This is a genomic window from Vibrio sp. Isolate25, assembly GCF_022398025.1.
Classification (GTDB): domain Bacteria; phylum Pseudomonadota; class Gammaproteobacteria; order Enterobacterales; family Vibrionaceae; genus Vibrio; species Vibrio coralliilyticus_A.
Window position 1 is genome coordinate 913,506 of record NZ_JAKEUT010000001.1, and the last position, 15,330, is coordinate 928,835.

At 43.3% G+C, this 15,330-nt stretch carries 14 protein-coding genes and 1 riboswitch; of the genes, 6 read left to right on the plus strand and 8 right to left on the minus strand.

Annotated features, from left to right (window positions below; genetic code table 11):
* Window positions 1-155: 155 nt before the first annotated feature.
* Both L1D15_RS03980 and L1D15_RS03985 read right to left on the minus strand, forming a co-directional pair.
* Complete coding sequence (locus L1D15_RS03980; protein ID WP_239864252.1) at window positions 156-632, minus strand: hypothetical protein; 477 nt, start codon at window positions 630-632, stop codon at window positions 156-158.
* A gap of 142 nt (window positions 633-774) precedes the next feature.
* Window positions 775-1,443 carry a hypothetical protein gene (locus tag L1D15_RS03985; protein ID WP_239874740.1) on the minus strand — a complete coding sequence of 223 codons (669 nt, stop codon included), beginning with the start codon at window positions 1,441-1,443 and terminating at the stop codon, window positions 775-777.
* A gap of 38 nt (window positions 1,444-1,481) precedes the next feature.
* Here L1D15_RS03985 and L1D15_RS03990 point away from each other — a divergent pair, with 38 nt between their 5' ends.
* Entirely contained in the window at window positions 1,482-2,054 is a 573-nt protein-coding gene (locus L1D15_RS03990; RefSeq protein ID WP_239874741.1) for a hypothetical protein, read from the plus strand.
* Window positions 2,055-2,074: 20 nt separating this feature from the next.
* On the opposite strand, the gene L1D15_RS03995 is transcribed toward L1D15_RS03990, so the two are convergent.
* The 5 genes from L1D15_RS03995 to phhA form a co-directional block, all read right to left on the minus strand.
* Window positions 2,075-3,049, minus strand: coding sequence for a GGGtGRT protein (locus L1D15_RS03995; protein WP_239874742.1), 975 nt, complete (start codon window positions 3,047-3,049; stop codon window positions 2,075-2,077).
* Window positions 3,050-3,061: 12 nt separating this feature from the next.
* Window positions 3,062-3,754 carry an iron-sulfur cluster assembly scaffold protein gene (locus tag L1D15_RS04000; protein WP_239874743.1) on the minus strand — a complete coding sequence of 231 codons (693 nt, stop codon included), beginning with the start codon at window positions 3,752-3,754 and terminating at the stop codon, window positions 3,062-3,064.
* A 112-nt stretch (window positions 3,755-3,866) separates the two neighbouring features.
* Window positions 3,867-3,931: riboswitch (Fluoride riboswitch) on the minus strand.
* A gap of 126 nt (window positions 3,932-4,057) precedes the next feature.
* Window positions 4,058-4,516 (minus strand): cupin domain-containing protein, encoded by a 459-nt coding sequence (locus L1D15_RS04005; protein WP_239874744.1) that lies wholly within the window; start codon window positions 4,514-4,516, stop codon window positions 4,058-4,060.
* A 446-nt stretch (window positions 4,517-4,962) separates the two neighbouring features.
* Complete coding sequence (locus tag L1D15_RS04010) at window positions 4,963-5,295, minus strand: 4a-hydroxytetrahydrobiopterin dehydratase (RefSeq protein ID WP_239836201.1); 333 nt, start codon at window positions 5,293-5,295, stop codon at window positions 4,963-4,965.
* On the minus strand, window positions 5,288-6,079 hold the full coding sequence (gene phhA / locus L1D15_RS04015) for a phenylalanine 4-monooxygenase (protein WP_239874745.1): 792 nt from the start codon (window positions 6,077-6,079) through the stop codon (window positions 5,288-5,290). The genes L1D15_RS04010 and phhA overlap by 8 nt, the downstream gene beginning before the upstream one ends.
* Before the next feature lie 226 nt (window positions 6,080-6,305).
* Here phhA and L1D15_RS04020 point away from each other — a divergent pair, with 226 nt between their 5' ends.
* A complete protein-coding gene (locus L1D15_RS04020) occupies window positions 6,306-8,306 on the plus strand; it encodes an acetoacetate--CoA ligase (RefSeq protein ID WP_239874746.1) in 2,001 nt (666 codons plus the stop codon).
* A 52-nt stretch (window positions 8,307-8,358) separates the two neighbouring features.
* Here the strand turns inward: L1D15_RS04020 and L1D15_RS04025 are convergent, their stop codons facing one another.
* Entirely contained in the window at window positions 8,359-8,937 is a 579-nt protein-coding gene (locus tag L1D15_RS04025) for a methyltransferase domain-containing protein (protein WP_239875113.1), read from the minus strand.
* Window positions 8,938-9,087: 150 nt separating this feature from the next.
* Here L1D15_RS04025 and L1D15_RS04030 point away from each other — a divergent pair, with 150 nt between their 5' ends.
* From L1D15_RS04030 to L1D15_RS04045, 4 genes are all read left to right on the plus strand, one after another.
* Window positions 9,088-9,966, plus strand: coding sequence for a LysR family transcriptional regulator (locus L1D15_RS04030; RefSeq protein WP_239874747.1), 879 nt, complete (start codon window positions 9,088-9,090; stop codon window positions 9,964-9,966).
* A gap of 227 nt (window positions 9,967-10,193) precedes the next feature.
* On the plus strand, window positions 10,194-11,087 hold the full coding sequence (locus tag L1D15_RS04035) for a cation diffusion facilitator family transporter (protein WP_239874748.1): 894 nt from the start codon (window positions 10,194-10,196) through the stop codon (window positions 11,085-11,087).
* Between the two features lie 168 nt (window positions 11,088-11,255).
* Entirely contained in the window at window positions 11,256-14,567 is a 3,312-nt protein-coding gene (locus tag L1D15_RS04040; protein WP_239874749.1) for an ATP-binding protein, read from the plus strand.
* The gene (locus L1D15_RS04045; protein ID WP_239864269.1) at window positions 14,560-15,267 is read left to right on the plus strand and encodes a response regulator; all 708 of its coding nucleotides are present in this window, start codon (window positions 14,560-14,562) and stop codon (window positions 15,265-15,267) included. The genes L1D15_RS04040 and L1D15_RS04045 overlap by 8 nt, the downstream gene beginning before the upstream one ends.
* Window positions 15,268-15,330 lie beyond the last annotated feature (63 nt).

Here is a 15,330-nt window from a genome sequence, read left to right on the forward strand (position 1 = left end):
TGTAGCCTGATAGGTATAGAAAGTCGCCTGATCCTCAAAGAGGTCAGTCTTAAACTTATTGATAGAATCTGAAGTGGGACAACAGTGACGTATCGTCTATTTATGCGGCGAATTTACGCTGCATTAAGCGCCATCAACAGATTACAGGAAGGCGTTCAAGCGAACTGGCTATTGAGTGCAACGTACAGTGCATTGGACTCTTTCCAGCCCGAGATACGGTGGTTTGAGGAAAACGAATGTGTAACCCAATAGCCTTGACTGGCTAAGGGGTAAAGATAAAGCGAATGAAGAGGAAGCTGTGCTTGACCGGAATAATGGCCATCACTGGCCCCAGGCGCTTCTCCTTCCTCAGTGTGGCGATCAGATAAGCTCCAACGACTGAGTGGGACAATCGCCACCACATCAACACCAACTTCAGACTGAGATATGGGTTGTTGGGGCTTATCTTCCTGCTGGGACTCTTCAAACAGAGTCTGATAGCCCGCTTGGGACTGAGGTAAGATCTGGGTCGTATGGCGGCTTAAGCGTGCGCTTGCATCATTTTCTGCTTGCGTGAAATACGCCATTGCCTGCGTTGGAAGAACCATCGCAAGCAATAAAAACCAGAAAAAGTGGATAAAACGTTGAGCCATTCACAACACCAATACAAAAAGACAGCTGGATGTTAAGTCCAAGCCTATCTATAAACAACTAAAATTATCTAAAAGCTAATATTCCACATTTGAACAGTAAACAATGTCAGATAAAACCAGTAAAAACCTGAGTCTTCACTGGCTATCGATAGAAGATCTCTCCCGTCTGCACATCTAGGTAAACTTTGTTGGCTTGCTTAATTCCTCCACAATAGACAAAGTACACGTCCCTTTGCTCAAACGTCAGTGACCGAATCCAACCACTGGTTTCTTCAAAATCTTCAGGCACACAGGTCTTCTCCTTGAGTAGTTGATCGGTTTTCTGTACAAACATCTCAAAGTGAAGTTTAAAGTCATCAGATTCTTCTATGTAACTACTGACTGTTTCTACACGTTCTTCTTTAGTAATGGTTGGCGCTACTTCTAGTAAGGCTTCCATTGGCACCCATTCGGCCACTTCTTCCCCTCCCTCCTCGTAAACATAATAAGGAGAGATACGCCCCCACCCATTTTTCTTCTCCAGAATATGCAGTTTGTCGCCACGGTAAACAACGCTTTCCACGAACGCTTCATATTGGGGATATTCTCTAACGCCGAGTTTCGCGGGGCTAACGTAAAAATCTGTCACTTCTGGCTTAGGCGGTGGTGCTTTCTCTTCTTTCACTGGCGGGGGCGGCGGCTCCTTATTCGCCTCCATCATCGCCGCTGCTGCTTCTGCATCTTGCTGCGGCTTTAAGTAGAAGATGTAGTAGCCACCACCAGCACAAGCTATACCGAGTAACAGCAAAACAACCATGATTATCTTTTTCATATTGAGTCAGCTTCTTTTCTATACTTAAGCCATCTTTCATGAACAATATAGCTAATATGAAATGGCACGGGCTATATGTCACTGTAACGGCATTTATATTGATCACTTTACCAATTAAAGGTTTTGGTGAGCATTGCCGTGCAGATACGTGGAATAAAGCCCTCAAATCTCAGCAAAAAGTTGAAGACTGGTATAATACCAAAGCCGAACGTTTCAATCAGTTACTCAAGCTACACCACCAACAGACATTTCTACACAAAGCCTTCTCTGAACAAGAGATCACCAGTTTTTGGAAACCGGAAAAGCACGCTTTACATTACGAGATGAATCAGCAGATACGTGCTGCCAACACGGTGGTCCAATCACTCAATCAAGAAGTGGATGCACTCACTAGTGAATCTGCCATCATTGATAACGCAATCTCAATGTGGGAAGGTATTCACCGCCACTGTAAAGTTGCCCAGTACAAGCTTAATAGCTTTTCTAGCCTGACATACATACAGCTTAATCAGACGTTAAGAAATGACACTCAAATCTTGCTTAGAAAAATAGAGCGGGTCCGACGTATTTATCAGCAAGAAATCGAGGCCCTGGAAAAGAACAAACCATAAACCCCAATCTCCACATTTTGCTAGCGATGCAGTTGCTGTTCGACGGCAACAGCTAAAGCGACAGTCGCTCCCACCATCGGATTATTACCCATTCCAATAAAACCCATCATCGCAACGTGAGCTGGCACAGAAGAGCTGCCTGCAAACTGAGCATCGGCATGCATTCTTCCCATGGTATCTGTCATCCCATAGGACGCAGGGCCGGCGGCAACATTGTCAGGATGCAAGGTTCGCCCAGTACCACCTCCTGACGCCACTGAAAAATAGTGTTTACCTAATGCGTTACATTCTGACTTATAGATGCCTGCGACCGGATGCTGAAATCGCGTTGGATTTGTTGAATTCCCTGTAATACTGACATCGACTGATTCTTTATGCATGATAGCAACGCCTTCACGTACCTCATCGGCACCGTAACACAAGATATCGCCTCGTGCGCCTCCAGAGAACCGCTTGCGTTCGACCTCGATCAGTTGATTGGTCTGGTAATCAAATTCTGTTCGAATATAGGTAAAACCATTAATGCGCGAAATAATATATGCCGCATCTTTACCCAGGCCATTTAAAATGACCTTAAGAGGTATTTGACGAGACTTGTTGGCATTAAGCGCTATTTTAATCGCCCCTTCAGCAGCAGCGAACGACTCATGACCGGCCAGAAATGCAAAGCATTGGGTTTCTTCACTAAGTAAACGAGCTGCAAGAGCCCCGTGCCCTAAACCGACTTCTCGCTGCGCGGCCACACTGCCCGGTTTACAATATGCCTGCAAGCCTTCACCGATGATATTCGCCGCATCTACCGCAGTCTGAGCTTTTCGATTTATGGCAAGTGCAGAACCCAACGTATAAGCATCACAGGCATTGTCAAAGGCTATGGGCTGAGTCTCCAGTACTACTTTTTTAGGATCAATACCGAAACTCATACAGTATTCATGAGCTTGCTCGATAGAGGATAAGTTCATCTCTTGGAGTAATTGAGTCATTGATTCATTCATAACGGCAGCCTCCTACGCATTACGGGGGTTGATGACTGTACTGGCTTCGTCAAATCGGCCATAGCAGCCCGTTGCGCGCACCATTGCTTCATTCGCATCCATACCTTGATCAAGGTCCGCCATCATCTTGCCCAAGTTCAAATATTGATACCCTATCACTTCGCTGAATTCATCTAAGGCAAGCTTGGTCACATAGCCTTCTGTTAGCTCCATATAACGTACGCCTTTTGCTATGGTTGAATAACTTGTCCCTACCTGGCTGCGTTGTGATTTCCCTAAGTCTTCGAGTGCTGCACCAATTTCTAACCCTCCTTCAGAGAAAGCCGACTGTGTCCTCCCGTAAACAAACTGTAGAAAGATTTCGCGCATTGCTACATTAATAGCATCGCAGACTAAATCAGTATTCAGTGCCTCCAAAATGGTTTTACCTGTGAGGATTTCCGCCGCCATTGAGGCAGAGTGAGTCATGCTCGAGCATCCAATAGTCTCAATCAAGGCTTCTTCGATAACACCTTGCTTCACATTGAGCGTAAGCTTTGCTGCACCTTGTTGTGGAGCACAAGTCCCAACTCCGTGGCTCAAGCCCGAAATAGCGATGACTTCTTTTGGACGTATCATTTGGCCTTCGACAGGGATAGGTGAAGAAGGGTGTAATTCTCCACGCTGAATCGGACACATGGATTCAATTTCACAAGAGTATTGCATGATGTTTTCCTCTTAATCGGAAAACAAGTGGAAGTGGGTCGTGGATTTTCACTACTACAGAACCAACAACCTGATTTGATCAGATTACCTTTCGACGAATCACTTGTTTTCGTATTCTGTAGGAGTCATCAGCCACAGTGGCGGTTAAATAGGTGGAACCCCATCACCTGCGTAATTAGAGTAGATCCAAGTAGCACATAATAACAAGACCTCTTTTAGAACGATTATGTATTAAAAGAAACTACGTTAGATCAACTCAAACCATCATAAAAAGAAAGACTGCATTAAATGCAGCCTTTAGAATTATACACATCGCTTACTTGAAACCGTCACAGGCGCGTCTTTAATCCCTGCATAAAATACAATGATTTCAGCGGGCTCATTACCTTCGTTACGACCATAATGACAAGTGTTAACCACTTCAACTAGTGAATCTCCCGCCTTCATTTCTAACACCTTTTTGCCCTTTACCTCATCTTGAGTAATGACTGTTAACTGACCTTTAGTCAAAACACCAGCGTTGATTGCAGGGTGCTCATGCAAAGGAAGCTGTGCCTTAGGTGGAATAGTAATTTTCAGGACGGTGATTTCCGGTATGCCTTGGCCGTAGTTTGGGAGTTCAGAACCTTCCCAGCTTCGAGAAGATTTCGCTAACTGTTCCACTTTAGGTGTCATTTTATCACCTAAACTTTGCTCTTCATTAGCAAACAACTGACCTGATAAAGAAACGGTAAGGCATGCCGCTATAAATAGTCTGTTCATCATATATCCTGTAGTTCTGTTATTTGAATGGTTGTGAATTTAAAGTGATATTAAATTTAAAAAATAAAYATATTTCCAACCACTATACCTGTCAAACCTCTAAGATAAATCTTACTAATATTTAATTTAAATTAACTTAGATTTTCAGTGAAAGTAAAATAATAATTAATACTTACTCATCGTAACGGAGAGTTGAAAATCATATAAATGACAACACCTTCAAAAAAACATTAATATCACTAATAGAAATTATTCAGCATTACTACTCTCAGTTTATTTAAATAAATCAAATTATGATTTAGGATTAATTAACCACTTACTGATGGAAAATCCATTAAATGATAATGGTAAATCGATATAGGATAAGGGCGACAATAAAGGTGGGATATGTTCAGTGAGATAAAACGGCCTGAAGCAAAACAGAGGCAAGCTTCAGGCCTTTGTGGTTAATCTTTCAATTTATCGCATTTCGCTGCACAGATGAAATCGTTACGGTGCAGGCCTTGTATTGAGTGGCTCCACCATGTAATAGTTACTTTACCCCATTCCAATAGTATCGAAGGGTGGTGAAACTCATCTTCAGCCAATTCGGCAATCTTATTAGCAAATGCCCACGCTAACTTAAAGTTCTTAAATTTGTATTCCTTCTCAAGCTGAGGAATACCATCTCGCTCTATTAGCATCCAATCGTTAAGCTCTGTAAGCAGCAATCTTTGCTCTTCTTTGTTCAGTGCAATCGCATCACTGCTGCAGGCTTCACATCGTAATTCATTAAGCATGGGTGATTTCCTTTGGTTCAAATAGCGGAGGTAGCAATCCCGCGTTCATTGCCTGATGTACATGAGACATCAGATCCGTTTTACTTAGCTTGTATAACTGCCTAATATCTTCGAGCAGAAAATATATTGGTTGCATAATATCAATGCGATATGGCGTCCTCAGTACAGTATGAAGATCAAACCCTTCTCTCAACGGGCGCTCGTCATCTAAGGCATACAGTGTTTCTCCAGGAGACGATAAAATCCCTCCCCCATAAATTTTGCATTCTTGACCTTCTTTCACCAAACCAAACTCTACAGTAAACCAGTAAAGCCTAGCTAAATACACCCGTTCTTTACTTGTCGCGTCTTTACCAAGTTGACCGTAAATATGCGTGAACTCAGCAAATTCCGGATTAGTGAGCATTGCACAATGGCCAAAAATTTCATGAAAGAAATCGGGTTCTTGTAAGTAGTCAAACTCTTCACGTGAGCGTAAGAAGGTGGCCACCGGAAATTTCTTATTTGCCAGTAGAGCGAAAAAACGATCAAAGTTTATCAATGCAGGAACAGGCTCGACTTGCCACCCGGTTTCTCTTTGTAAGACTTGATTAATTTCAGGCAGTTGAGGAACTCTATCGAGCGGTAGACTGAGCAACTCAAGACCACGAAGATATTCCTTACAAGCACGCTGATTAACTAAATCTAACTGACGTGAGACAAGATCATGCCAGATCTGATCTTCTTCGCCGCTCCAGTCGACAAATCCTTGTTTATTAACAGGTTTAGATACGTACTGAGTCATCACATTTCCTTTTAACAACTCTTTTACATTAAGCCTATCCCCTCACGAAATCGGTGACAATTCGTCCACTTACATCACCGCCACGACCACTGTAACATTTATTTTACATTTTCATTTTTTTTGCTTATTTATCAGCGATATGTTTATTGGCGGATTGTTTGACATTGGCTATTTTTGCAACAAAACTTAGCCATAGTTATGGAAAAGTGTGTAAGACGAGGAAGTCATGTCCACTCAAAAGTCAGTTGAGCCACTCCCACTTTGGGAGCCTAGCCAAGAAAGAATGGCCGCATCCAATCTGTATCAATTTATCCAGCATATCAACATGCAGGGAGAGGCCATTGAAAATTATAGTGATTTACACCGATGGTCTGTAGAAAATAAAAAACATTTCTGGATGGAGATTTGGCACTTTTGCGATGTAATCGGATTCAAAGGTGATTGCATTCATGGCGAAGGAATAGCGCGTTGGGAAAAGTTCTTATCCAATCGCGACACTATCTGGTTCCCACAGTCTCAGCTAAACTACGCTGAAAACCTGCTCTCCTATGCATTTCAAGAGCCTGAAGGCGTGGCTATCTGGTTTAAAAATGAGCGCGGCCAAAGCCGTAAGCTCACTTGGCAACAACTGTGCGATCAGGTGTCTATTGTTCAGCAATGGTTAAAACAAAACGGTGTAGAAAAAGGTGACGTGGTCGCCGGATACCTACCCCATATGCCAGAAACGGTCGTCGCTATGCTTGCGACAACCAGTTTAGGCGCCATATGGACATCCACTTCCCCTGATTTTGGGGTGGAGAGTGTCAAAGAAAGATTTGGACAGGTTCAACCTAAGATTTTGTTTTGCTGCAACGGTTATAGCTTCAACGGTAAAACATTCAACATGGATGAAAAAAACAACCAAATTGTGAAGGCTATATCCAGCATTCAAAACACCTGTCACATTGATTATTTGCAGATTGGGCAAGAAGGACCTCACAGCAATGAAAAGTTTTCTGACTGGGAGTCGATTTTAGCCAGCTACATCCCTCGTGGAGTGCGATACCAACGCGTCGGATTCAATGACCCACTGTTTGTCCTCTACTCCTCCGGCACGACCGGCAAGCCTAAATGTATCGTCCATTCCGTCGGTGGCACGATACTTAACCATTTGAAAGAGCATCAACTGCATTGTGATATTCAGCCAAGTGATCGCGTGTTTTATTACACTACCTGTGGTTGGATGATGTGGAACTGGCACGTTTCAGCCCTCGCCAGTGGTGCGACTCTCGTCATTTTCGACGGCAGCCCTATGTATCCAATGCCAAGTGTTTTATGGGAATTGGCTGAAGAAGCACAAGTCAGTTTATTTGGCACATCAGCTAAGTATCTCGAAGCACTGCAAAAAGCAGAGTTCAACCCGAGTCATTACTACCGCCTAGAAAGCCTTAAAACTCTTTGTTCAACTGGTTCCGTACTCTACCCACAGCAGTATGACTACGTCTATAGCTGCATCAAGGCAGATGTTCACTTGGCTTCTATCTCCGGTGGCACTGATATTTGTGGCTGTTTTGTTCTCGGTAACCCAATTTCTCCGGTATATCGCGGTGAATGTCAGGCGGCGGGACTGGGGTTAGATGTCCGAGTATTCAATGAGCAAGGACAGCCCGTCGAGAATCAGCGCGGTGAGCTCGTTTGTCTTAACAGCTTCCCGAATCAACCCGTCGGCTTTTGGCATGACAATGGTGAACGCTACCACAACGCTTATTGGGATAAGTACCACAACACATGGCACCATGGGGATGATGTAGAAATAACAGACAACGGGGGAATGATTTTCTATGGCCGTAGTGATGCCACCCTTAACCCCGGGGGCGTTCGGATAGGCACAGCGGAGATCTACCAGCAGGTTAACCAGCTTGAAGAAGTCAAGGATTCTATTGCTGTTGGTCGGGTCACAGACGGTGATGAGAAAGTGGTGCTGTTCGTTCAGTTAAATGACAACCGTACACTTAACGATGAACTCATTTCAACCATCAAGTTACAGCTCAAAACTCAATGCTCACCTAGGCATGTACCCGCCGAAATCTACCCCATTAGCGAAGTACCAAAAACCAAATCTGGTAAGTTAGTGGAGCTGGCCGTCAAACAGGCCTTACATGGTAAAGAAGTCCTGAACAAAGGGGCAATAGCTAACCCTCACGTATTGGATGAAATTGCTCAATACGCGACTCAAGCGGTGTCTTAAACAAAAAGCCCGAACAACAATCGTTCGGGCTTACAAAATTTTGAAGTTGGCGTTATTTCTTTGCTATCGCCATCAGTACTGTCAACTTACCTTGCGGCGTGTCTATACTGAACGGCGTTGTGACTTCGACCTCATCAAACCCAACACTGCTCAATACCTGCAAAACATGTGTTGGGGTCATTCCACCTTCTTCGTCTTTCTCAGATAACCAGTCCCAGTGAACAAAGTGGTTTCCTTTATTAAGCAAGCTATAGACAATATCGACAATATCAGAGTAGTTAGGTAGAAAACTGCAAACAGACGATGCGACAACGAGATCAAACTGATTGCGAAACGCTGGATGCATTGCGACCAAACCACGAGACAAGTAGTCAACAACAGGTTCAACATTATTCAGCTCTTTCATGTCCAGTTGCTCAATCATGGCTTCTGAACTGTCTAGCGCGACAATATCTTTCGCGAGAGGAGAAAGTTTCTGGCTTAGTAATCCTGTACCACAACCAAAATCGAGAATACGCTTCCCTTGGACATCGACAATTTCTTGCAGAGAGTCGAATGCTTTCTGTGCATACAAGACTGCTGAAGGTTCGCTTTCCCACTCTGCTGCGTAATCATCCCAATTTGTAGCCATCATGATCTCCCTGTTACCTCATTCATTTGGCGTCCAGTAAGAGTATCAAAACTGCATAAAATTCATAGCTTTTGCCACCAGAAAACAGACAAGCGTAATGTATTCTTATAACATTAGCTTATATAAACACCAATGACGTGAATTACTCAGATGAACCTATCGCAGATTGAAGCCTTTTGTACTGTTGCTGATACTGGGTCAGTATCCGAGGCCGCCAGGCAACTCGAATGCAATCGCACCAAGCTGAGCATGTCCATTAAAGCACTTGAAAAAGACCTTAATATTGAACTATTTGTGCGTACAGGTAATCATGTATCTCTATCTGAGGCTGGCAAAGCCATCTATAAAGATTGCCAGAATTTACTGGTAACGGTTTCCCGTATTCGTCAGACCTGCGCGCAAGTTTCAGGCGAATTCAACGCCGAAGTCTGGATAGCACGTGATGACTCACTACCAGACGACATGTGGCAAGAACTTTCTCACCGATTGAACAATAAGTTTCCAGCGACCTCATTCAACATTGTGCTGGCATCCAGTGGAGATTTAGCCAATTTAGTCACGACACAGCAAGTCGACTTTGCCTTTGGTATCGACTACGAGCGTATTGACGATCCACACATCAGCTATCACCCTTTAGGTAAAATAAGGCTGATGTCTGTCTGTAAGGCCGATCATCGTCTTAGCCAACTTCGACGTGTTTCAGACGAAGAGCTTCGCAACTCAAATCAAGCGGTGATGGTGTATTTGAATGAAAAAGATAATCCGGAATTGCAACCTTTTTCTCTGCGCCATATTGGCTTTTCCAGCTTTGATTACATACTCAAAACCATTCTTACAGAAGACGCCTGGGGAGTGCTCCCTGAACCCCTCATACGCCATCACTTGCGCAAGCAAGAACTGGCGGTCATTAAACATACCTATGGCCTGACTCAAGAGGACTACTGTATGTTTACCGCCGCAGGTATGGCAGAACACCCTGGCATGTCCTGGTTAGCTGACAAACTTAACGAATATCTGTTTGATTTTTAACTGCCGCCTCGATTTAAAAACCAAGCCCAAGCTTTAAAATGATGATTCCGTTTACAACACGACAGTCAGTGCCAATTTAACTGACACCAAAAATAACAACTAATCCATTGATTTAAAAGTACTTTAATTTAAAGCAAAGAACATTGTCTATTTTAAAGTCAGATCGAGTTTGTCAAATTCTCTCAGTATGAGAAGAATAAAGGTATGTATAGCGAAGAGAAAACTCTATGTGTGCCAGGACAAGCTTAAATGAAAAACGAATACTGACTTTCTCAGCCCTTTTAGCTTCAGGCTTTGCAGTAGGCGGATTGGTACTCGGGCTGCTTGTTGGTTCATTAGTCATTGTCTTTGATGGGGTTTATTCTTCAGTTAGTCTGCTGCTAACTTTATTGTCGCTCGCTGTATCTAAGTACATTCAAAGCCCATCCCGGAGTCACTTCCCCTTTGGTAAAGCAGTCTTAGAGCCTGTTGTTATCGCAACTAAAGGCAGTGTCATCCTTCTTGTTGTTGCGTACTCACTTTATTCTGCCATTATCGCAGTGTTCAATGGTGGACGTGAAGTCGATGCCTCTATCGCTACCTTGTTTGGTGTAGTCAATGTTCTAGGCTGTGGTTACGCGTGGTGGCACATTGCTCAAAAGTCCAAGCGTTTTTCATCTGGTTTAATCGAAGCGGAAGTCAAACAATGGCAAATGGACACATTATTAAGTGTTGCCGTCACTTTAGGCTTTATAGCTGCATGGGTAGTTGCCTTATCTCCACTTGCTGAATATTCGGTTTACGCTGATCCTATGATGATGATTCTGATGTCTTTTTACTTCATAAAAGTACCCTATGAGATGCTTAAAGAAGCGGTTCGTGAACTCCTGATGATGCCTCCTAGTGATGAGATCTGTGACGCAGTTGATCAAGGTGTATCGGCACTGGTTAAAGAAGTAAAACAACAAATTGAGTTAACGGCTGTCACTAAAGTGGGTCGTGAGCTTAGAGTGAACCTTGATGTTCATTCAACAGAGAAACAGGTGGCTATCGCAGATATTGAGAAAACACGTCGCATTTTGAAAGATAAACTCTCTAAGCTACCGCTCGACCTCAGACTTAATTTGCATATTGCGGGTTAATTAACCCATTGTTAAAACATTAGAAATCTCCCTCTGAAGAGGGAGATTTTGTTATTAATCCTACCAAATGCGCCAGCTCGTTCTATTATTATGTATATGATTTCATAAAAGACATCTCCAATCTCAAAATGGAGAGGCAGTAACACGAGCACATCAAGGTTGGCGCCTATGAAGAACCCGTTTACGTCATTACTGGCAGACAAACAGCCAAAGAAAGCATTACCACAACGTGATGACAGCATTAAAACCAGCATTTTAGATCTGCTATCTGATGGTATGGTGATATTTGATGGCCAAGTAGGCTCCAATGCCATTTTCTATGCCAACCCTGCTTTTCTCAAATACTACCAACTCCCTTCTAACCAAGTCATTGGCCGTAATATCATTGAATTTTTCTCACATTTTCTCAGTGACGATCATATCGCTAGTCTTCATAGCGCAGTCCATGCAGCCACATCCCACACCAGTGAAATTTGTATCAATCAAGAAAAAAAGCAAGGTTGGCTACGTATCAACTTGGAAGCAATGAGAAAAAAAGGAGGCGGTAACCACTACCTCATTCTCAGCCAAACTGACATCAGCCAAATGAAACAAGTTCGTCAAGAGCTCAAAAAGTCTAATCGTAAACTTCAACAGTTGGTCTCTAACCAAAATCAACGCATCAATGAGCAAGAAATCCAAATGGGGGTCATGTTCGAACAGGCCGTCGACAATATGCTGCTGCTCAACTCTGAATTGAGAATACTCGACGTCAATGACTCGGCACTCTCTCTTTTTGAGCATGACAAAACCGCTCTGCTTGGCTTGAACCTCACCTCGCTCCTTTATGAGTTTTCAGAAAACAGCATCGAAAGTAAGCTTTCCAGTGTGGAAATGTACCAAGAAGTGCCACTAGATGACGTCATAAAAGTCAATCGAACTAATGACGTTCTCAGCATGCTCGGTTCTGTTCGATACATAACAATGAAATCGCAAAAGTACATCGTTTTGGTTTTACGTGATATCAGTAAAGAGCAAATAGCTCAGAATGAACTCAGAAAAAGCCAAAGTGAGCTTGAGGAGGTAGTAAGGAGCCTAAATTTAGCCACTCAAGCTGGGGGGATCGGAATATGGAGCTGGGACTTTAAAAGCAATGAGCTCTCATGGGATGAACGTATGTACGAGATATATGGCGTAGACCCTGACAACTGTAAGAACAACTACGCTATGTGGCAAGAACGAGTATTAGAAGAAGATGTATACAGCGCGGAGGAAGCCCTTAACAAAGCCCGAGAAAACCTCACTCAATTTAACTCTGAATTCAGAATACAATTACCAGACGGGAATATACGCTGGGTTAAAGCCGCTGCAGATGTTCTCTTTGATCAGGATGGAACCACCCCTATTGGTATGGGTGGTGTTAACATTGACATCACGAAAGAAAAAAAGGCACAAGCTAACCTCAGGCAAGAAAGTGAAATCGCATTAGCCGCCAGTGAAGCAAAATCTATGTTCCTAGCGAACATGAGTCATGAAATACGAACTCCGATGAACGGTGTCGTCGGAATGTTGAGCCTTTTGAGTGAGTCAGAGCTTAACGGTGAGCAAAAAAGTATGGTCACCACCATCAAAGATTCCGCTCTTACCCTACTTCATATTATTAACGACATTCTAGATTTTTCTAAGATAGAAGCTGGTCAAATGTCTTTGGAAAGTGTCCCTGTTGAGCTGCAAAAACTCATCGAAAGGACACTAGATGTTCTCTGCTTACAGGCAAACAACAAGGGAATTGAGCTTTATCTCACCTATGATGCCAGCCTACCGAAAGTCATCATGAGTGATAGTGTTAGGCTCAGTCAGGTGTTACTCAACCTAGTTGGTAATGCCGTCAAATTCACCGATAGCACGGATGAAATGAAAGGTAAGGTGTGGGTGTCTGCAACTCTTAACCAGCATGAAATCGCGCCCTACGTCGAAATCATCATTGAAGACAATGGAATTGGTATGACTGAGGAGCAGGTTGAAAAACTATTCAAAGCCTTTAGTCAGGCAGACACCAGTACTACTCGACTCTATGGTGGAACGGGGTTAGGCCTCTCTATCACCCGCTCCCTATTAGAAATGATGGGAGGCGATATCAAGGTAGACAGCCGGTTTGGTGTGGGTAGCCGGTTCTCTGTTGAACTCCCTTTCATAGAAGTAGAAGAAAGCCCTCAAGACCCAACGCCAAACTATGTTAATGGCTCCAGAATCCTTTTCGTCACCAATGATCAAAACATTTCTACCTTCTGTGATATCAATCTTGCAAACTTTCGTTGTAAAACCAATTGCGTTGCCACCATTCAAAGAGCAATTTCCGTACTCGACTACGCAAGTAATGCCGGTGCGACCATCGATCTCATTATCATTGGCCCTGATCTCTATCATTATTATGAAGAAAAACCACTGTCTGAGTTCAGATCTCCTCTGCTGGATAAACAAAAATTCATCTTTCTAACTCGTAATCCAACCGCAGAATCTGGCTTAACCAAACCTAACAGCTATGTAATGCCATGTACGCCTTTTAAGCCAAGCGAGCTCACTACCGCTATCGGTGTCATGCGAGGCCTTATCAGTTGCGAAAAAAACATCAAACAACTTGAGAATGACACCAATAAAGGCATTCCCAAAAGCAAAACAGGCGTCATTTTAGTTGTCGATGATCAACCCACCAACCGAGATGTTATTCAAAGACAGCTCAGTCACCTCGGTTACCAATGTGAAATGGCCATACATGGACAAGAAGCCCTCCACAAGTGGAAGCATGGACAATTTGATTTGATATTGACGGATTGCCACATGCCGGTAATGGATGGTTATGAACTGGCGAATCAAATCAGGAACATAGAACGTCAAGACAAGAATCGAGGCCATACGCCAATCGTCGCCATTACCGCCAACGCGATGGTTGAGGCTTCGGAGCAATGTATCGCATCGGGGATGGATGATTATTTGACCAAACCAGTTGAGCTAAAAACTCTCGATCAAGCAATAGAGAACTGGATGAAGCTCTCCCCTATCCCACTAGGGGATAAATCTGCCAATCAACCTGAGAATGCGCCAGAAAATACCGAAATCCCCGTAGAAAAATCAGAGCAAGCCCCTATCAGTATGTCTACTTTGGAGCAGCTTTTAGGCACTAAAGAGATATCGGTTGTTGGCCCTTTACTAGAAGGCTACTGGGAGTCCGTTAATGAAGATATAGAAAAAGTAGAGCTTGCAGTGACTGAGCAAAGCGATAAAGAACTTCAACAAATTGCCCATGCTGCAAAGGGAGCCGCCCGCTCTGCGGGAGCTGATGAACTCGCCAATACATTTGAGATCTTACAAAAAACAGCACATCAAAAAAACTGGTTAGAACTATCGAACACTTTAAACGACGCCAAAGCAGAACTGATACGCTTAAAGAACTACCTAATTGAGCATTCAATCATCGAAGATACGGAAGTGATTTATGAGTAACTATGACCCAGCCGATTTTACGATTCTTATCGTTGAAGATCACAAGTTCTCTCGCCAAGCGCTCGTAGGGATGCTAGTGAGAGGTGGTTATGAAAACTTACTCTGCGCTAAAGACGGCATGCAAGCCATGAAAAAATGCGCAGAGAACAAAATTGATTTAATTATCACAGACATCAACATGCCCAATATTAATGGACTGGAGTTGATTAAAACCATAAGAACCAACCAAGCCCAAATCGCCTGTGACACACGAATTATCGCTGTCACAACCCTGTCTGATACCTCCACTATTTCAGCTTGTATGGCGATGGAAGTCGATGCTTTTCTAGTCAAACCCATCAATATAAAGTCGGCACAAGAAAAAATTCAAAGTGCAATATCAGAGCCTAAGCGTTTATATCAACAACACTTTTACCAAGAGGTCGATACCCACATTGACTTAACTCCTCAAGAAAATCCGCAAGAAACAACACAGCGTATCCGGTCTATAGACAGTCGTGTACGCGAACTGTCACAGCTTTCGGAACTCAAAGAAGGTATGACCCTAGTTTATGATATTAATGCCGTCTCGGGTGGTTGCTTGCTTCGGGCTGGCACTGTGCTTAACAAAAAGCTCATTTTACGCTTATTTGAGCTCAGTAAAATTGTTGATACAAATAGCATCGTAGTTAGAGAAGACAAAACACAGATGGCTGTCTAAGCCACTTTCTCAGATTAAGAATCAAACTGAGAACACCTCAAACTTTCCAATATTGAGAGACAA